The sequence below is a fragment of the Sphingomonas turrisvirgatae genome, from assembly GCF_001721295.1.
GTDB classification, from domain to species: domain Bacteria; phylum Pseudomonadota; class Alphaproteobacteria; order Sphingomonadales; family Sphingomonadaceae; genus Sphingomonas; species Sphingomonas turrisvirgatae.
This window is the reverse complement of record NZ_MDDS01000024.1, coordinates 180,625-199,281: the sequence shown is the minus strand read 5'-3', so window position 1 is coordinate 199,281 and position 18,657 is coordinate 180,625. Positions and strand designations below refer to the sequence as shown.

The window sequence follows — 18,657 nt, the reverse complement described above, 5'->3', positions numbered from 1 at the left end:
ACCGCGATGCCCCTGCTGGGCATGGGGCCGAGGCGCGACGATGGACTGTGTGAAAGGCTGACGAACAGCAGCCGGCTATGCGTGATAACGCTAACATAACCCTCTCCCCGTTGACGAGTCTTGCGCTCGTGTGTCGATTGATTTTGCATAGACTGACACCGGTATCAACGAAAAAGTTGGTGCTGTGTTTACTTGGCCTGAACATGGCCAGTCGAAGTATCCGATGGTCGAGGGCTGACGAGCTGGCGGTTTGCGGTCTTAGATGCAGTAAGCCGGCTTGCCGGCCGGCATGCACGCTGTTAGCGTTACCATTAAGCGGCGCACGATGCCGTCGATTTGGAGAGGCACATGCGGACGAGCCAGCCGATCAGCCGCCGTGCGACCCTTGGCACGCTGCCCGCCGGCAGCGGCTGTCTCGCGCTGGGCCAACGCGGCGCGTCGGCCGCCGCGGCCACTTCCACCCCCGCCACTTCCACCCCCGCCTCAATCTATGTCCAGCCGCCCGATATCGTCGTGGCCAGCGACGGGTCGGGGGATTTCACCACCGTCCACGCTGCCTTGCAGTCGATCCCGAGCGATAATGCCGAGCGCCGGATCGTGCTGGTGCGCGACGGTGTTTATGAAGAGCGGGTTCGCGTCGCCGCGCCCTATGTCACGCTGCGCGGCGAAAGCCGCCATGGCGCGCGGCTGATCGCAGACGCGCCGGCCGACCGGTCGGACGACGACATTGGCAAGGGCGTGCTCAACATCGCATCCTCGGCGCATGATTTCGTCGCCGAGAACCTGACCATCCACAACACGGTCCGGGTGACCGGCCCGCATGCCTTTGCCGTGCTCGGCTATGCCGACCGCACGATCATCCAGGACGCCGATCTCTACAGCCTGGGCGCCGACACGCTTTCACTCTGGCGGACCACCCGGTCGAAGGCGGAGCAGGGGCGGTCCGAAGGACCCGGCGCGACGCCGCTGACGCAGGAGGGCGGGCGCTATTACCATGCGCGGCTGCGCGTGTCGGGTTCGGTCGATTTCATCTGCCCGCGCGGCTGGTGCTACATGAAGGATTCGGTTGTGCTCGCGGCAAATCATTTCGCCGAGGCGGCGATATGGCATTACGCTACGCACCCCGATCACAAGTTCGTGCTGGTCGACACCGCCTTTGACGGGCCGCCCGGCTTCTACCTCGGCCGTCATCATGTCGATGCCGCCTTCTACCTGATCGGCTGCCGCTTTTCCGAGCGGATGCGCGATCGCCCGATCTATCGCGTGATCTATCCGCTCGACGGCTCGCAGCCGAGCGAAGCGGACCGGCGCAAGAACCGTGAACTCGATGCGCAGAACCGCCTCGGCCCGCGTTATTATTTCCACGATTCCCACCGTGCTGGCGGCGGCGACTTCGCCTGGATGAAGGACAATCTCGCCAGCGCCTGGGGCAGCCCGGACGCGAGACGCGTCGACGCCGCATGGACGTTTGGCGGCAGCTGGGATCCCGAACGCGGCGCCCCGCTGGTGACCGCCATACGCCGTGGGTCGGCGGGCATCGACCTCACCTTCAGCGAACTCGTCACGGTCAAGGGGCGGCCGCGTCTCCGCTACGCAGGCGGCGCGATGGCCGACTGCCTCGGCGGCAGCGGCACCGACACACTGCGCTTCGCGTCCGGACCGGGGCGACCGACTGCGCTCGACTTTGCCGGCGGCACGATCGTCGCGAGCGAGGCGGCGGCCCGCATCGTGCCGGCATCGGTACGTCTGCCACGCTGATCGCCACAATGAACAACATGGGAGAGGCAAAGATGATAGACCGACGCCGACTGCTCGCCGCAGGTGCGGCGCTGCCGCTGGCCGGCCTTGGCCCCGCAGCCGCGGCAAACAAGGCGGTCTCGACCGCGGCCGACAAGGCGGCGATCCCCGGCGCGACCGACAAGGCGGCGATCCGCGGCGCGATGCTGCGCGCCACGCGCTTCATGACGGACAAGGTCGCGTATCAGGGCGGCTATGTCTGGTCCTATCTCGCCGATTTCTCGCGCCGCTGGGGCGAGATGGAGGCTTATCCGACGATGATCTGGACTCAGGCACCCGGCACGCCGGAAATGGGGCAGATCTTCCTCGACGCTTGGCGCGCGACCGGCGACGAACGCTATTATCTCGCCGCCGAACGCGCCGCCGATGCGCTCGTGCGCGGCCAGCATCCCAGCGGCGGATGGAATTACGTCATCGACTTCGCGGGTGAGGCATCGATCCGCCGCTGGTACGAGACGATCGGCGCCAGCGGCTGGCGGCTCGAGGAGTTCCAGCATTATTATGGCAACGCGACGTTCGACGATCTCGCGACGATCGAATGCGCCCGGCTGCTGCTGCGGCTCTATGTCATCAAAAAACAGGCCAAATATCGCGCGCCGCTCGCCCGCGCGATCGACTTCGTGCTGACCAGCCAATATCCCTCCGGCGGCTGGCCGCAGCGTTACCCGCGCGCGGCGCCCTTCGCGAACAAGGGGCATGCCGACTATACCGGCCATGTCACGCTCAACGACGAAGTGGCAGAGGAGAATATCGACTTCCTCCTGCTCGTGCTGCAGCAGTTTGGCGACCAGCGCGTGCGCGAGCCGATCCGGCGTGCGATGGACTGCTATCTTGCGCTGCGTCAGCCGATGCCTTCGCCCGGTTGGGCGCTGCAATATAGCGCGCACAACTTGAAGCCGGCCGGCGCGCGCACGTACGAGCCTGCCGCGCTGTCGCCGCACACCACGGCCTCGGCGCTGGTCAAGCTGATGGACTTCTATGAACTGACCGGCGACGCCAAATATCTCTCGCCGATCGCGCAATCGATCGATTGGCTGGATCGAGTGGAGGCGCCGCGCAGCGCGCATCGCGACGGCCGCAACCAGTATCGCTTCATCGAGGTCGGCACCAATCGCCCGCTGGCGGTCCATCGCCGCGGCTCGAACGCCCATAACGGCGAATATTATGTCGATTATGACATGACCGATCAGGTCGCGGAAAAACGCGTCGACACCACCGCGCTGCGCAGCCGCCTGGCCCGGCTGACGGCGCTGCCCGCCGCGCAGGTCACGCGCGATTCTCCGCTGCTCGGGCGCGGCCCCTCGCTGCTGCCGCGCTATGTCGTGGTGCGCGGCGTCGGCGGATCGGACCTCAACGTCACGGCGGCCAAACCCGGCCCGCATGATGCCGCAAGCCTGATACGCTCGCTCGATAAGGATGGCTGCTGGTCGGTCGAACTGCGCACGACCAGCCATCCCTGGCGCCCTAATCCGCCGGCGGCGCCTCCGCCCGGCTTCGTCGATCGCGGCCAGGTGGGCGACGAATGGGACACCTCGCCCTTCACAGAGCCGAGCGGCCCGCCCGGCATCTCGACCGGCACGTTCATCAACAATATGAGCGTGTTGATCCGCGCTCTCGTCAATCAGGGCTGACACGCGGCATTGCGTCGGCGGCGGGGATCATTATATACCGACCGATATGGAAACTGCCGTCGCCAGTCCCGAGAAGGCCAGCGCCATAAAGGGCCGTCCGCGCGAATTCTGCGCGGACGCGGCGCTCGCCGCTGCGCTGCGCGTATTCTGGAGCAAGGGCTATGAAGGCACCTCGCTGACCGACCTGACCGAGGCGATGGGCATTACCCGCCCCAGCCTCTATGCCGCGTTCGGCAACAAGGAAGCGCTGTTTCGCAAGGCGCTCGACCTCTACGAGCAGGAAAAGCTCTGCTACATCAGCGCCTCGCTGGACCAGCCGACCGCGCGCGAAGTCGCCCGGCATCTGCTGTGGGGCAGCATGGAAAACCAGACCAGCAGCTGCGAGCCGCATGGCTGTCTCGGCGTGATCAGCGCCGTCGCCTGTGGGGTCGAGGCCGAATCGATCCGTCGCGACGTGCTCGAACGCGGCAAAGTCGCACGTGTCGCGCTCATTCAGCGGCTCGAGCGGGCCAGGGCTGAAGGCGACCTTCCCGCCGACGCCGATGTCGAGGGGCTGACCAGCTTTCTCTATGCGATCGTCCAGGGGATGGCGGTTCAGGCAGGCGCCGGCGCGACGCGGGAGGACTTGATCCGCCTGATCGACACCAGCCTGTTGATGTGGCCGTCCAAATAACGACCGATTGATGGCGTCGGCCGGTGTCGACGGCTCGGCAAGACTGCACCCGTACCGAACGCCGCACTCGTTTCGCGAATTAAATGTATCGACCGGTATAGAAAGCGGTTGACGACACCGCCGCCGATTTCTATACCAGTTGGTACAGAAGATGGCGGTACTGCCATCGGCAACCGCATCGGAAAGGGAAACGATGCAGCGATTTACCCAAACCTGAAGGTTGATGCGGGCCGCTAGTTCGGCCGCACGATCACCATGACATCACCGGCAATCGTCAGCGGCACTGTGCCTTGCCGCGCGACGGCGTGCGTCCGCCGGACCTGCTCACATCATCATACCGCGCCTGCGCGAGCGCAGTTGCTCGTCTGCGCCTGGAGGAGATCGACCATGGCCTATCTTGCCTTTGCCGAACCCGGCATGCCCGCCATCCCCGGCTATGCCGTCCCCGCCGCCGACGCGCCGGCGAGCTTTTCCGCGCTGGAATGGAGCGTCGTCGCGCTGGCCGAGCGTGACCCGCTGTCCAGCCTGCGCAGCCCGGGCCGCATGGCGGTGGCGCTGGGCAGCCTGTTCGGCGACCGGCCCAACCCCAAACTCGCCGACCCGAAGCTGGAGGCGCTGCGCCGCCTCGCCGTGCTGACCTGGCATCATGGGTTCCAGGTCGCCCAATCCGCCGTACGCGGCTTTCTCGAGGCCGGTTTCTCGGCCCAGCAATATGAGCTGCTGACCGGCAGCATCGTCAGTGCGCGCGTCAAGCGCCGGAGGCAAACGCGATGAACATGATCACCCGTATCGAGGCTGAAGACAGCGCCGCCCTGCCGCGCCGCCGCTTCGCCGACTGGCCGCTATGGCAGCGCGCCTCCGCACTGCTGCTGCCAGTGGTCGCGGTCGGGGCGGGCGTCGGCCTGCTTAACCGCGAAAGCCCCGCGCTCGCCGCGCCACCACCGCCCACGGTCACCGTCGCGACGCCGCTGGCCCGCGACCTCACGCAATGGGACGACCATGTTGGCCGGTTCGAAGCATCCAAGCAGGTCGAGGTGCGCCCGCGTGTCTCGGGCGCGATCACCGCGGTGCATTTCACCGATGGCGCGATCGTGCAGAAGGGGCAGTTGCTCTTCACGATCGACCCGCGTCCGTTCACCGCTTCGCTGGCGGAGGCCCGGGCCGGCGTCGCCCAGGCGCAGAGCGACCTGGCGCTCGCTCAGGCCGATCTCGATCGCGCGACTCGCCTGCTGGCCGAGGATGCCGTGTCGAAGAGCGACTATGACCGCCTTGCCGCCCGTACCCGCGCGGCGCGCGCCTCGCTGGCGGCGGCGCAGGCCCGCGTCGGCGGCCGTGCGCTGGACGTTCAGTTCACGCAGGTCCGCGCGCCGATCACCGGCCGCATTTCCGACCGACGGGTCGATGCCGGCAACCTCGTCTCGACCGCGGATGCGGGCGGCGGCACGCTGCTCACCACGATCAATGCGCTCGACCCGATCTACTTCACTTTCGACAGCAGCGAGGCGCTCTACCTCAAGGCCCAGCGCGAGCGCGCCCGGTCCGGGGGCCTCGCGCAACAGGTCGAAGTGCGGCTGCAGGACGAAAGCGAGTATAGCCACAAGGGGCGGGTGGACTTCACCGACAATGGCATTAGCGCGCAATCGGGTACGATCCGCGCCCGCGCGGTGATCGCCAACCCCGATTACTTCCTTGCGCCTGGCATGTTCGGCAACATGCGCCTGACCGGTGGTTCGCCGCAGCGTGCGTTGCTCGTGCCCGACGCCGCGGTGCGCACCGACCAGGCGCGCAAGGTGGTGTTCGTGGTCGGCAAGGACGGCACCGTCGCAGCGCGGCAAGTGACCCCTGGCCCGCGCGTCGGCAACCTGCGCACGATCCAGGCCGGTCTCGCCCCGACCGACAAGGTGATCATTCAGGGTCTGCAGATGATCCAGCCGGGTGCCAAGGTGACGCAGCGCCCCGGTCGGATCGACGCGCCGCGCGTTGCCGCCGCGCCACCCGCTGCGGTGGTCACCGAACCCGCCGCCTCGCAGGCGACGCTCACGCGGTAATTGCCGCTCACTGCCGGATCCATTCCACGCCGCCCGCAGCGCGGGCGGCGCAAGCCGAGGCTTTGCCCGATGCGCTTCAGTCATTTCTTCATCCGTCGCCCGATCTTCGCGGGCGTGATCGCGATCCTCATCACGATCATCGGCGCCTTTGCCTATTTCGGCTTGCCGGTGTCGCAATTTCCCGCCGTCGTCCCGCCCACGGTGACGGTCGCCGCCAACTATCCCGGCGCATCGGCCGAGACCGTGGCCGATACCGTCGCCGCGCCGATCGAGCAGCAGATCAACGGCGTCGACAACATGCTCTACCAGTCCTCGCAATCGACGGGCGACGGGCGTGTGACGATCACCGTGACGTTCAAGCTCGGCACCGACCTCGATACCGCGCAGGTGCTGGTGCAGAACCGCGTCGCGCTGGCCGAGCCCAGCCTGCCCGAGGAAGTGCGGCGGCAGGGCGTGGTGGTGCGCAAGACCTCGCCCTCCTGGCTGATGGCGATCAACGTCCTCTCGCCGGATGGCTCGCTCGATCGCGGCTATGTTTCCAACTACGCGCTGACCCAGATCAAGGATCGGTTGACTCGCATCGACGGGATCGGCGACGTGCAGGTGTTCGGCGCGCGCGATTATGCGATGCGGGTATGGATCGATCCGGGCCGCACGTCCGCGCTTGGCCTGACGGCGGGCGAGGTGGTCGCGGCGCTACGTGCACAGAACGTCCAGGTCGCCGCCGGCACGGTCGGCCAGCCGCCCTATGACACCGGCGCCGCCCAGCAGCTGAGCGTCGAGACGCAGGGCCGCTTCAAGACCGCGGAGGAGTTCGCCGACATCATCGTGCGCACCGATTCGTCCGGCGCGATCACGCGCGTGCGCGACGTGGCGCGAGTCGAGCTGGGCGCGGAGGACTATGGCGTCAACGCTTACCTCTCGGGCCAGGATTCGATCATCATGGGCGTGACGCAACGCCCCGGCACCAACGCCCTCGCCGCGGCCGAAGGCGTGAAGGCCGAACTGGCGCAGGCCGCCCAAAGTTTTCCCAAGGGGCTGGAATACCGCATCATCTGGAACCCGACCGAATTCATCAGCGAATCGATGGATGCGGTGGTGACGACGCTGTTCGAAGCGGTGCTGCTCGTCGTCCTCGTCATCCTCGTCTTCCTGCAAAGCTGGCGCGCGGCGGTGATCCCGATCGTCGCGATCCCAATCTCGCTCATCGGCACCTTCGCGGTGCTCGCGGCACTCGGCTATTCGCTTAACACGCTTTCGATGTTCGGCCTGGTGCTGGCGATCGGCATCGTCGTCGACGACGCGATCGTCGTGGTCGAGAATGTCGAGCGCAACCTGGAGGACGGCATGTCCCCGCGCGAAGCCTCGCACAAGTCGATGGACGAGGTATCGGCCGCGCTGGTCGCGATCGTGCTGGTGCTGTGCGCGGTGTTCGTGCCGACCACCTTCCTCACCGGCATTTCGGGCGAGTTCTACCGTCAGTTCGCGGTCACGATCTCGGCCGCCACGGTGATCTCGCTGATCCTCTCGCTCACCCTCTCGCCCGCGCTCGCCGCGCTGCTGCTCCGGCCCAAGGCGCATGAAGCGCCCGCATCGGGCTGGCGGCGCTGGGCGTGGCTGGCGGGCGACCGCTTCAACCGCGCCTTCGACCGGCTCGGCAACTGGTATGCCGGCCTGACGCAGCGCTTCGCCGCCGCGCCCAAGCGCATGTTCGCGGTCTATGGCGGCCTGGTCGCCGCGACCGGCCTAATCTTCACCGCGACCCCAGCCGGGTTCATCCCCGCGCAGGATCAGGGCTATGCGCTCGCCGCGATCCAGCTGCCGCCAGGCAGTTCGATCGAAGAGACCGACCGCGTGCTCAAGAAAGCAGTGAAAAAGCTGCTCGAAGTGCCGGGGACCGAGGCGGCGGTCATGTTCTCCGGCTTCGACGGCGCGTCGCAGACTCAAGCGTCGAACGGCGCGGCGGCCTATGTCACCTTCAAGCCGTTTGCCGAACGCGCCGGAACGGACCTCACCGAAGCCAACATCATCGCCGGTATGCGCGGCAAGCTTGCCGACATGAACGAGGCGCTGGCCTTCGTCCTGCCGCCGCCCGCGATCCAGGGCATCGGCAATGGCGGTGGCTATCGCATGATGGTTCAGGACCGCAGCGGCGCCGGCTTCCAGGAACTGGAAAAGGCAGCCGGCGGCGTGATCGGCGCGGCGCACCAGAGCAAGGAGCTCGCCAACGTCTTCACGCTGTTCAACACCGCGACGCCGCGCATCTACGCCAATGTCGATCGAGCCAAGGCCGACATGCTGGGCGTGCCCGCGGCCAGAGTGTTCGAGGCGATGCAGGTCTATCTCGGCTCGTCCTATGTCAACGACTTCAACCTGCTCGGCCGCACCTTCCGCGTGACGGCGCAGGCCGACGCGCCGTTCCGCGACGATCCGGCCGATATCGCGCAGCTCAAGACTCGCTCCAACGGCGGCGGCATGGTCCCAATCGGCGCGGTGGCGACGTTCGAGGACAAGACCGGGCCGTATCGCGTCACCCGCTTCAACCTCTTCCCCGCGGTCGAGGTCGATGGCGATACCGCGCCCGGCTATTCGACCGGCCAGGCGCTGGCGCGGATGGAAGTGATCGCCAAGGACCTGCCACAGGGCTTTGCGGCGGAATGGACCGACCTTGCTTTCCAGCAAAAGGCGGCAGGCAACGTCGCGGCGCTGATCTTCGCGCTGTCGGTGGTGTTCGTCTTCCTGGTGCTGGCCGCGCAGTTCGAAAGCCTGATGCTGCCGATCTCGATCATCCTGATCGTGCCGATGACGCTGCTGGCGGCGATGCTGGGCGTCAATCTGCGTGGGCTGGACAACAATATCCTGACGCAGATCGGTCTGATCGTGCTGATCGGCCTGGCGGCGAAGAACGCGATCCTGATCGTCGAATTCGCCAAGCAGGCCGAGGAACGCGGCGCCACTGCGATCGAGGCGGCGGTCGAGGCGGCGCGGGTCCGCCTTCGCCCCATCCTGATGACCAGCTTCGCCTTCATCCTGGGGGTGTTGCCGCTGGTCACCGCGTCGGGACCGGGGTTCGAGCTGCGCCAGGCGCTCGGCACCGCGGTGTTCTACGGCATGATCGGCGTCACGCTGTTCGGCCTCGTCTTCACCCCGACCTTCTACGTGGCGTGCCGAGCGCTTGGTCACCGGATCGCCCGCCGCCCGCGCGGCGCCGCCCCGGCCGCCGAACTCCAGCCCGCCGAATGACAGGAGCGAATCCATGTTCCGCACTTTGATGACAGCCGCCTCGGCTCTCGCGCTTGCCGCCTGCGCCACCGGGCCCGACCATGTCGCGCCGCAGACCCCATCGGCTGCCGCCGGCGCGTTCGTCGCCGCCACCACGCCCGCGCTCGATCCGCTCGCGCCGGTCCGCGCCGACTGGTGGAAGCTTTATGACGACCCCGTGCTCGACGGGCTGATCGCGGACGCGCAGGCGGCGAACACCGATGTGCGCGTTGCCGTCGCCCGGCTTGATCGCGCGCGCGCCGCACTGCGCGAGACGCGCACCGATCGCCTGCCGCAAGTGGGGGTCGGGGCAGGGGCCAGCTATGGCCGCGTGCCTGCCGCGCAGCTTCCGCCCGGCGCGCCGCGTCAGGACTGGAGCATCGATGCCGGCCTGGATGTCGCCTATGAAGTCGACCTGTTCGGCCGCGTGACACGCGGGATCGAGGCGGCACGGGGCGACCTCGGCGCGGCGCAGGCCGATGAAGAGGCGGTGCGTGTTGCCGTCACCGCACAGACCGTCCGCGCCTACGCCGACGCCGCTTCCGCTGCCGAGCGGATCGGCGTTGCCGAGCGGATCGTCGCGCTGCTCGACCGCTCGCTGTCGCTGACTCAGCGTCGGCAACAGGTAGGCCTGACCACCGGCCTCGACACCGCGCGTATCGCCACGCTGCGCGATCAGCGCCGCGCCGAGATCCCCGCGCTTGCGGCCGAGCGCGACGCCGCGCTGTTCCGCCTCGCCACGCTGACCGGCCGCGCCCCGGCCGAGCTTCCGCCGATCGCCGGCCAGCGCGCCGTGACGCTGCGCCTGGCGCAGCCGATCCCGGTCGGCGACGGCGCGGCGCTGCTCGCCCGCCGGCCCGATGTACGCGCCGCCGAACGCCGCCTTGCCGCCGCCACCGCGCGCATCGGCGTCGCCACGGCGGACCTCTATCCGCGCATCTCGCTCGGCGGATCGGTCGGTTCGACCGGCGCGAACATCGCGGACGTGTTCGGCGGCGGGCCGCTACGCTGGCTGCTCGGCTCGCTCATCAGCTGGTCGTTCACCGATCACGAGCGCGCCCGCGCGCGTGTCGCGGGGGCCGAGGCGGACAGCCGCGCCGCGCTGGCGCAGTTCGACGGCACGGTGCTGCGCGCGCTGGAGGAGACCGAGACTGCACTGTCGGGCTATGCCCGGATGCTCGATCGCCGCACCGCGCTGCGCGCCGCGCGCGACTCCGCCGAACGTGCCGCCCGCATCGTCCGCGCGCAGCAGCGCGAGGGGCAGGTCGACGGCCTCGTCCTGCTCGACGCCGAACGCAGCTTTGCCGAGACCGAGGCGCAACTCGCCGCGATCGACGCGGGCATCGCCACGGCGCAGATCGATCTGTTCCGCGCGCTGGGCGGCGGATGGGGCGGCACGACGCGCGCTCCCGGATAAGGACGCGCATGGACAAGCTTTCGAATTTCTTCGATTAAGCCGCCGGGTCGAAACGAATCGGCTAGCTTGATCGAGGGGATGACATGCGCCTGTCCGCCAACCGACCCCGCGTGTTGCGAACCGCACTGACCCTGTCGCTCGCGGCGCTCTGCCTCGCACCCAGCCTCGCGCAGGCGCGGCAGCCGGCCGAGGCCCGGCAATCCGGCAAACCGCGCGTCCTCGTCCTCACCGATATCGAGAACGAGCCCGACGACGCGCAATCGCTGGTCCGCTTCCTCGTTTATTCCAACCAATGGGATATCGAGGGGTTGGTCGCGACCACCTCGGTCCATCTGCCCGACCGCGTTGCACCCGAACGCATTCGCCGCATCGTCCAGGCCTATGGCAAGGTGCGCGGCAACCTCCTGCTGCATGAAAAGGGCTTTCCGACCGCGGCGAAGCTGCTTTCGCTGATCCGCGCCGGCCTGCCGCTCTATGGCCTCAAGGGCGTGGGCGAGGGCAAGGATTCACCCGGATCGCAGCGGCTGATCGAGGCGGTCGACCGCGCCGACGATCGCCCGCTCTGGGTACTCGTCTGGGGCGGCCCCAACGTTCTTGCCCAGGCGCTGTGGCGTGTCGAGCGCGACCGGTCGCCAGAGGAACTGGCCCGGTTCGTCGCGAAGCTGCGCGTCTATACCATCTCCGATCAGGACGACACCGGCCCCTGGATCCGCACGCGCTTTCCGGGCCTGTTCTACATCGCCAGCCCCGGTGTTCATGCCGGCGGCGCCTATCACGCCTCGACCTGGAGCGGGATCAGCGGTGACAAGTTCCACGGCCGCTTCGTCGGGGCTGATTTCGCAATCGTCGACAATCCCTGGCTCGACGCCAATGTGCGTGCCAAGGGGCCGCTCGGAGCCGAATATCCGCACACCGAATTCATCATGGAGGGGGACACGCCGTCCTTCCTTTACCTCATCGACAATGGCCTTGGCAGTCCCGAACATCCCGACTGGGGCAGCTGGGGCGGCCGCTATGAATGGTACACGCCGCGCACGCGCAAATGGTTTCTCCAGCCCGAAACGCGCCCCTTCTGGGCCGATGGCGAGGACGAGGTGCTAGGTGTCGACGGCCAGTGGCACACCAGCAACAAGGCGACGATCTGGCGTTGGCGGGCGGCCTATCAGAACGATTTTGCCGCGCGGATGGACTGGACGATCCGGCCTTACAAGGATGCCAACCACCCCCCCGATCGTCCGGCTCGGCCATCCCGACCGGCTGACCGCCCGGCGGGGCGAGACCATCCGGCTTGCCGCCACCGGCTCGCGCGATCCCGATGGGGACCGGCTCGAATATCGCTGGTTCCACTATCCCGAACCCGGCACCTTCACGGTTTCGTCGGGCAAGGTCGGCGTGCCGATCGAGATCGCGACCGATGCCGCCGGCTCGGCCGACGTTACGATCCCGACGACGCGCGTGCTGCGCAACGGCACGCTGCACCTGATCCTCGAAGTGACCGACAGCGGCAGCCCGCGGCTGACGCGCTATCGCCGGGTGATCGTGAACGTGACCGACTGACCCTAGGGCACCACGTCGATGATGACTCGCTTGTAGCGGGTCAGGCGCGGCGTGCCGTGGTCGGTCACGGCCAGGATGACGTGCATCGTGCCGGTGCCGGGGCGCACCACGCGATCCCGCTTGACCACTAGGTGTGCCTGCTGCCGGTCGAAATCGGCGACGACATGCTTGAGGCCGGTGTTCGAACTCGACATGCTGCGCGTGCCCGGCTCCTCATAGACGAACCACTCGTATGACAGCGCGTCGCCATCGGGATCGCTTGTCCCCGCGGCGCTGAACTCGACTCGCTCGCCGGCCCGCGCCTTCACATAGGCGGGCGTCGCGAGCTTCACGATCGGCGGGTGATTGGCCTGCGCATAGGATTTGACCGTCCAGTCCATCCGCGCGGCGAAGTCGTTCTGATAGGCCGCCCGCCAGCGCCAGACCGTGGCATAGATCGACTGGTGCCAGTTGCCGTCATGCCCCAGCACCTCGTCCTGCGCGTCGGTCCAGATCGGGCGCGTCTCGGGCGCCAGGAACCATTTCTGCATGCGCGGGGTGTAGAGTTCGTAGCGGCCGCCCCAGCCGCCCCAATCGGGTCGTTCGGGCACGCTCAGCCCATTGTCGATCAGATTGAGGAAGGATGGCGTGTCACCCTCCATCATGAACTTCCATCGCGGATATTCGGCACCCAGCGGCCCCTTGGCGCGGACATTTGTTTCCAGCCACTCGTTGGTCACCAGCGACCAGTCGGCACCGGTGAAGCGGCCGTGGAAGTAGTCGCCGCCGATCCCGATCCAGGTCGAATGGTGAAAGGTGTTGCCGGGATTGACGATGTAGAACAGCCCCGGAAACCCGCGCCGGATCCACGGCCCGCTATCGTCCTGGTCCGAAATCGCATGGACGCGCAGCTTGGCGACGAAGCGGTCGAGCGCTGCCTTGGATCGCGTCGCGCGCACTTTCCACAACGCCTGCGCCAGCACCGCCGGCCCGCCCCACACCGCAACCCATAACGGCCGCGCATCGGCGCGGTCGACCGCCCGGATCAGCGCGTCGGATGCTGCATTGTCATGCCCCTTGCCAACTGCCGCGACGCCGTCGAGCCTGGGTCCGGCGACGATCCCCGCGCGGATCGTCGTGGCATCGGGAAAGCCGGGTTCGTGCAGCGCCAGATTGCCGCGCACCTTGGCATAGGCGTCGACCACTTTCTCGATCAGCTCGGGAAACACGCCCGCGCTGTTGCGAGTCGCCGCCAACCCCTCGATATCGATCTGGTTGGAATAGGTGAGCAGCCGCACCAGCGACATCTTGTCGTCGGGATCGCCGCCGATATCGGTCAGCACGAACAGTCGCGGCTGGACGCGGGCGACCGCCTCGCTCGGCGACGCATCGCGCGCGGAGTCGCGCGCCTGCGCGGCGGCAAGCGGCGGCGTCAGCATCAATGCGGCGATGGCCAGCGGCGCTGCCGCGCTGCGGATCGCGCACATCGGTGTGAAAGCTTTTCGCATCATGCTCTCCCGGTTTGTTCGCGCTGGTGCGCTTATCGATCCGTGCTGCGCTTTGCCTGTCGGCTCCCCAGCAGCACGGCTTCGGGCAACCGGTGTCACGCAAAAGCGAGCTTCATGCAATCCAATTTGGTTGCGTTTGTCTTCGATCTTTGGTCAGCTTGCCCCTATTGTGCAGTCTCCGAGCCTCCAAGAACGCTCCTTTGCGGAGAGATGGCCGATATCCCCCTTTCGTTTATTTGTTTTTCATTGACGGTCGCCTGCGCCGGGCGTACCGATGACACCGGTCGCAATGACGGCCGTGGCAGCATGCGCTGTTCGTATCACGACAGGCCCGCAGGGCCGGATTGGGGGAGGTGCTCGATGGCTTATCGGAACTTGTTGTCGAACCGCGCGCGCCTGGCGACCGCATCGGCGCTTACCATGGCGCTGGCGATGGCCAATGCCGCGCATGCCCAGGAAGGCCCGACGGCCGAGGAGCAGGCGGCCGAGGGTGAGATCGTCGTCTCCGGCTTCCGTAGCTCGCTCAACCAGGCGCTTGAGGTCAAGCGCTCGTCCGCCTCGCTGGTCGACGCCATCGTTGCCGAGGATATCGCCAAGTTCCCCGACCAGAACCTCGCCGAATCGCTTCAGCGCATTCCCGGCGTCGCGATCGAACGCCAGGGCGGCGAGGGGCGTCGCATCTCGGTCCGCGGCCTGGGCGCGCAGTTCACCGCGGTCCGCCTCAATGGCCTGCAGACCATCGCCGCCGGCGCGGACAATGCCAGCCGCTCGTTCGACTTCAACATCTTCGCGTCCGAACTGTTCAACAGCCTGGTCGTGCACAAAAGCTATGAAGCCTCGCTCGACGAAGGCTCGCTTGGTGCGGTGGTCGACCTCAACACCGGCAATCCGCTGGCGGGCAAGCATGGCCTAACCGTCGCGCTCAACGCGCAGGGCGTGTACAACAGCAATACCGAAAAGGTGAAGCCGCGCGTCGCCGGCCTTATCTCGTACAAGGCGCCGTCGGGCGTGTGGGGCGCGAACGTCTCGGTCGCCTATTCCAAGACCTATTCGCAGGAAACCGGCCACGACACCGTGCGCTGGGCGCAATCGACCTTCGACTCGGTGAACGGCACGCCGTGCTGGACCACGCCCAATCGCGGCGGCAGCTATGTGCCGAGTGCGATCTGCAACCAGGCCGCGCTCGCCTTCCACCCGCGCATTCCGCGCTATGTCGACGATCGCCGCTATCGCGAGCGGCTGGGTGTCACCGGCAGCTTCCAGCTTGCCCCGACCGAGCGCACGAAGCTGTCGATCGACGCGCTCTATTCCAAGTTCGACGAGCTTCAGGACTTCCAGACCGCCGAAGTGCTGTTCCGCGGCAACGAACGCGCGGTCGACGTCGTGAACTTCACCGTCCGCGACGAAGCGTCCTCGCTCAGCGGCGTGCCCAACCGCACGATGGTCACCGGCACGTTCAATGACGCCTGGGTCCGCACCGAACATTATCAGCGCGACATGAACACCGAATTCTACCAGTTGAGCGGCAAGCTCGACCATGAATTCTCCGACAGCTTCCGCGTCCACCTGCTCGCCGGCCTGTCCAAATCGACCAGCGATGTGCCGCGCGAAACCGCGATCATGTTCGACGATCGTGACGCGCAGGGCTTCAAGTACGACTATACCGACATGCGCCGCCCGGTGATCGCGTTCGGCACCAGCGTCACCGATCCGGCCAGCTTCCAGATCACCGAGATTCGCGACAGCCTTTCGCGCGTCGATAACAAGTTCCGCACCTTCTCCGGCTCTGCGGAATGGCAGGTGACCGAAGACTTCAAGGTCAGCGGCGGCGGCTTCTATCGCCGCTATGAATTCGATCGCGTCGGTTCGGACCGCAACACCGTGATCTGCCCGTCGGTGAACACGCCGACGCGCGACGTGGTGCTGGGAACGGTCACCTGCACACCGACCTCGGTGTTCGGCCCCAGCGCCGTCTATGGCTATCAGGTCACCTCGGCGCTCGCCTCGCTCTACAATCTGCCGGCTTCGGCCAACGCCGCGCCGGGCACGACGACCTCGTGGCTGGTCGCCAACCTGCCGGCCGCCGCCGCCTACACCAACCTCTATGGCATCACGCCGCGCCTCAACGAAGGCGGCACGCGTGGGGTCATCGAAGAGACCAAGGGCGCGTTCCTGCAGTTCGACGCCAGCGGCCAGATGTTCGGCATGGATTATTCGGTGAATGCGGGCATCCGCTACGCGCGCACCGACCAGAATTCGCGCGGCTACAACAGCGGCACCGTCGTCACGATCGACCGCGATTACGAGGATTGGCTGCCCGCGTTCAACTTCTCGCTCACCCCGATCGAGAATGTCGTGATCCGCGCCGCTGCATCCGAAGTGATGACGCGGCCTGAACTGGGCGACCTGACGCCCGGCGGCTCGGTCGACGGCTTCAACTATCGCGTCAGCTTCGGCAACCCGTTCCTCGATCCCTATCGCGCTTCGTCCTACGACCTTGCGATCGAATGGTATTTCCGCCCCCAGGCACTGTTCTCGGTCGCCTATTTCAAGAAGGACGTGCAGAGCTTCCCGATCGCGCGCAGCACGACCGGCACCTATGCGTCGACCGGGCTGCCGACCTCGATCATCAACCCCAGCTCACCCGCTGCCACCAATGTCGAGGGTGCGCCCTGGACGATCGCCTCGATCGTCAACGGCACCGGCGCCAAGATCGACGGGTTCGAAGTCGCCTTCCAGACGCCGCTGTGGTTCCTGCCGGGCTTCCTCAAGAACTTCGGCGTGATCGCCAACGCGACCTTCGTGTCGTCCAGCGCTGACTATAGCGTGCAGGGGCCGGGCACCACCGTCAACGCTGCCGGTGCGGTTCCGCTCACCAACGTCGCCGCGCTGCCGGGTCAGCTCTATAACCTGTCCAAGCGCTCGGCCAACGGCACGCTCTACTATGAGGATTCGAAGCTCAGCGCGCGTGTGTCGGGCGCCTATCGCAGCCCGTTCGTCGTCGGCCCCAGCGGCACCGGCAACGTGTTCGAAGGCACCAATGAATCGCTCTATTTCGATGCGTCGATCAGCTACAAGGTGACCGACTTCCTCACGCTCTCGCTGGAAGGCATCAACCTTACTAACGAAAAGCAGGATCGCTTCGCCGATGTTGCATCGGACCGCATGCTGACCCTGTTCGGCGTCGGGCGGACGATCACCGCCGGCGTGCGCGTCGGCTTCTGAGCGGCACAAAGCCCGTGCGCGTCGACGAACCTTCGCGGCGCGCGCGGGCTGCCGGCTTGTATCCGTCGTCCCTTGCCGCCATCCCAGGCGCGCAGACGGAGGGAAGATCGATGGCGCGGGGCAGCTCGAACATCTTGTCGCGGGCCAGGCGGCAAAAGATCCTGGAGTGGATCCAGGAAGAGGGCAGCGCGCGGGTGCGCGCGCTCGCCGACGCCTTTTCGGTGTCGGACGTGACGATCCGTCAGGACCTCGAACGGCTCGAGGCGGACGGGCATATCGTGCGCGAGCATGGCGGCGCCTATCTGCGTTCGGCGCAGCAACAGGTGCGCGCCATGGCGCTGCATCACCTGGTCAATATGGAGGCAAAACGCCGCATCGGTGCCGCCGCCGCCGCGCTGGTCGAGGATGGCGAGACGATCATCCTTGATTCCGGCTCCACCACCACTGAAGTCGCCGCCAACCTCATGGAGCGCGAACGGCTGACCGTCATCACCAACGCGCTTAACATCGCGCTGATGCTGGGCGCGCTGCCGTCGTGCGACGTCCATATGCCCGGCGGGCATTTCAAGGCGCCGACCCTCTCGCTCAGTGGCGACAAGTCGGCGCAATATTTCGAAGGGCTCTATGTCCAGAAGCTGTTTCTGGCGACCGCCGCGGTTTCGATCGACGCGGGGCTCACCTATCCTGCGCTTGCCGACATCTCGGTCAAGCGTGCGATGATCGCCTCGGCCGAACAGGTCGTGCTGGTCGCGGATTCAAGCAAGATCGGCCGGCGCTCGTTCACCAGCCTTTGCGGCATCGACCGGATTCACATGCTCATCACCGACGACGGCATCGCCGATGCCGACGCCCAGGCGCTCGAAGCGTCCGGGCTTAAGTTGACGGTGGTCTGAGCGCAGGCAGCCGCCGGCGCGATGCCGGCAGGAAAGGGGACGGATGCGGCGAATGGCATGGCGAACTGCAGCGACGCTGTCGCTGGTCGTGGCGCTCGGCGCATGCACCGTGGTTCCGGTGGAAGAGGCACGCCGCATCCGCGATGCGCATGGCGGTCAGTTCGACGCCACCGCCTATGTCGCCGGGCTGTGGACGCCCGAAACGATCAGCGAACTGCGCGCCCGCGCCGTCCCGCTCGAAACGTTGCAGGCGGGCAAGCTCGATGAGCTCGGCAAGACGCGCGGCACCCGCGCGGGCGAAGGGTCGCCCTGGACGTTCGTGACTCAGGCTTCGGGCGTCGTGAAGAGCATCGCGCGCGATCGGCCGCGTGGGGCGCTGGTCATCGCTGGGCCGGCCGGCGATATCGAGGTTCAGACCGGTCCGGTGGTGTCCGGCACCGCCATCCGCGACGCAATCCCTGCCGTCAATTTCGACGACTTTCCCGACCAGATTGCCTTTGCCGAGGTCGGGCAGGGGCTGACCGACCGCGCGATTGCCGGGGTCGGGCCGGCGCTGGCCCGGCTGCGGCCCGGCGAGCGAGTGAATGTCCTCGGCGTCGTGACGCTGGCGCAACCCGGCGCGACCTTGCGCGTCACCCCGCTCGCGATCGAGCGGATCGAACGTTGAG

12 protein-coding genes and 1 pseudogene are annotated in these 18,657 nt (G+C 67.0%); 12 read left to right on the top strand and 1 reads right to left on the bottom strand.

Going from position 1 to position 18,657, the window contains the following annotated elements:
• The first annotated feature begins 348 nt into the window (after window positions 1-348).
• The 9 genes and pseudogenes from BFL28_RS10765 (at window position 349) to BFL28_RS21855 (ending at window position 12,384) form a co-directional block, all read left to right on the top strand.
• On the top strand, window positions 349-1,758 hold the full coding sequence (locus BFL28_RS10765) for a pectinesterase family protein (RefSeq protein ID WP_069320546.1): 1,410 nt from the start codon (window positions 349-351) through the stop codon (window positions 1,756-1,758).
• 32 nt (window positions 1,759-1,790) lie between these two features.
• Window positions 1,791-3,428: a pectate lyase gene (locus BFL28_RS10760; RefSeq protein ID WP_069320597.1), complete on the top strand. Its 1,638-nt coding sequence runs from the start codon at window positions 1,791-1,793 to the stop codon at window positions 3,426-3,428.
• 46 nt (window positions 3,429-3,474) lie between these two features.
• The gene (locus tag BFL28_RS10755; RefSeq protein ID WP_069320545.1) at window positions 3,475-4,101 is read left to right on the top strand and encodes a TetR/AcrR family transcriptional regulator; all 627 of its coding nucleotides are present in this window, start codon (window positions 3,475-3,477) and stop codon (window positions 4,099-4,101) included.
• Window positions 4,102-4,488: 387 nt separating this feature from the next.
• Complete coding sequence (locus tag BFL28_RS10750; protein WP_069320544.1) at window positions 4,489-4,875, top strand: hypothetical protein; 387 nt, start codon at window positions 4,489-4,491, stop codon at window positions 4,873-4,875.
• Window positions 4,872-6,149 (top strand): efflux RND transporter periplasmic adaptor subunit, encoded by a 1,278-nt coding sequence (locus BFL28_RS10745; RefSeq protein ID WP_069320543.1) that lies wholly within the window; start codon window positions 4,872-4,874, stop codon window positions 6,147-6,149. The genes BFL28_RS10750 and BFL28_RS10745 overlap by 4 nt, the downstream gene beginning before the upstream one ends.
• 69 nt (window positions 6,150-6,218) lie before the next feature.
• Entirely contained in the window at window positions 6,219-9,392 is a 3,174-nt protein-coding gene (locus tag BFL28_RS10740; RefSeq protein ID WP_069320542.1) for an efflux RND transporter permease subunit, read from the top strand.
• Window positions 9,393-9,405: 13 nt separating this feature from the next.
• On the top strand, window positions 9,406-10,827 hold the full coding sequence (locus tag BFL28_RS10735) for an efflux transporter outer membrane subunit (protein WP_069320596.1): 1,422 nt from the start codon (window positions 9,406-9,408) through the stop codon (window positions 10,825-10,827).
• 83 nt (window positions 10,828-10,910) lie between these two features.
• Window positions 10,911-11,783, top strand: a pseudogene (locus BFL28_RS21445) (DUF1593 domain-containing protein); the annotation flags it as partial.
• A 256-nt stretch (window positions 11,784-12,039) separates the two neighbouring features.
• Window positions 12,040-12,384, top strand: coding sequence for a hypothetical protein (locus BFL28_RS21855; protein WP_420911760.1), 345 nt, complete (start codon window positions 12,040-12,042; stop codon window positions 12,382-12,384).
• Window positions 12,385-12,386: 2 nt separating this feature from the next.
• Here the strand turns inward: BFL28_RS21855 and BFL28_RS21440 are convergent, their stop codons facing one another.
• Complete coding sequence (locus BFL28_RS21440) at window positions 12,387-13,871, bottom strand: nucleoside hydrolase-like domain-containing protein (RefSeq protein ID WP_241527292.1); 1,485 nt, start codon at window positions 13,869-13,871, stop codon at window positions 12,387-12,389.
• Between the two features lie 360 nt (window positions 13,872-14,231).
• On the opposite strand from BFL28_RS21440, the gene BFL28_RS10720 reads away from it, so the two are divergent.
• The 3 genes from BFL28_RS10720 to BFL28_RS10710 all read left to right on the top strand — a co-directional run bounded on the left by BFL28_RS10720 (window position 14,232) and on the right by BFL28_RS10710 (window position 18,656).
• Window positions 14,232-17,096: a TonB-dependent receptor gene (locus BFL28_RS10720; RefSeq protein WP_069320541.1), complete on the top strand. Its 2,865-nt coding sequence runs from the start codon at window positions 14,232-14,234 to the stop codon at window positions 17,094-17,096.
• Window positions 17,097-17,206: 110 nt separating this feature from the next.
• Window positions 17,207-17,989 carry a DeoR/GlpR family DNA-binding transcription regulator gene (locus BFL28_RS10715; protein WP_173655725.1) on the top strand — a complete coding sequence of 261 codons (783 nt, stop codon included), beginning with the start codon at window positions 17,207-17,209 and terminating at the stop codon, window positions 17,987-17,989.
• A 52-nt stretch (window positions 17,990-18,041) separates the two neighbouring features.
• The gene (locus tag BFL28_RS10710; RefSeq protein WP_069320540.1) at window positions 18,042-18,656 is read left to right on the top strand and encodes a DUF2291 domain-containing protein; all 615 of its coding nucleotides are present in this window, start codon (window positions 18,042-18,044) and stop codon (window positions 18,654-18,656) included.
• Window position 18,657 lies beyond the last annotated feature (1 nt).

Coding starts and splice junctions, on each gene's coding strand:
- BFL28_RS10755 (WP_069320545.1), top strand. CDS start 3,475: ATGGAAACTGCCGTCGCCAGTCCCGAGAAGGCCAGCGCCATAAAGGGC.
- BFL28_RS10765 (WP_069320546.1), top strand. CDS start 349: ATGCGGACGAGCCAGCCGATCAGCCGCCGTGCGACCCTTGGCACGCTG.
- BFL28_RS10735 (WP_069320596.1), top strand. CDS start 9,406: ATGTTCCGCACTTTGATGACAGCCGCCTCGGCTCTCGCGCTTGCCGCC.
- BFL28_RS10710 (WP_069320540.1), top strand. CDS start 18,042: ATGGCATGGCGAACTGCAGCGACGCTGTCGCTGGTCGTGGCGCTCGGC.
- BFL28_RS10740 (WP_069320542.1), top strand. CDS start 6,219: ATGCGCTTCAGTCATTTCTTCATCCGTCGCCCGATCTTCGCGGGCGTG.
- BFL28_RS21440 (WP_241527292.1), bottom strand. CDS start 13,871: ATGCGAAAAGCTTTCACACCGATGTGCGCGATCCGCAGCGCGGCAGCG.
- BFL28_RS10750 (WP_069320544.1), top strand. CDS start 4,489: ATGGCCTATCTTGCCTTTGCCGAACCCGGCATGCCCGCCATCCCCGGC.
- BFL28_RS10715 (WP_173655725.1), top strand. CDS start 17,207: ATGGCGCGGGGCAGCTCGAACATCTTGTCGCGGGCCAGGCGGCAAAAG.
- BFL28_RS10745 (WP_069320543.1), top strand. CDS start 4,872: ATGAACATGATCACCCGTATCGAGGCTGAAGACAGCGCCGCCCTGCCG.
- BFL28_RS10760 (WP_069320597.1), top strand. CDS start 1,791: ATGATAGACCGACGCCGACTGCTCGCCGCAGGTGCGGCGCTGCCGCTG.
- BFL28_RS21855 (WP_420911760.1), top strand. CDS start 12,040: ATGCCAACCACCCCCCCGATCGTCCGGCTCGGCCATCCCGACCGGCTG.
- BFL28_RS10720 (WP_069320541.1), top strand. CDS start 14,232: ATGGCTTATCGGAACTTGTTGTCGAACCGCGCGCGCCTGGCGACCGCA.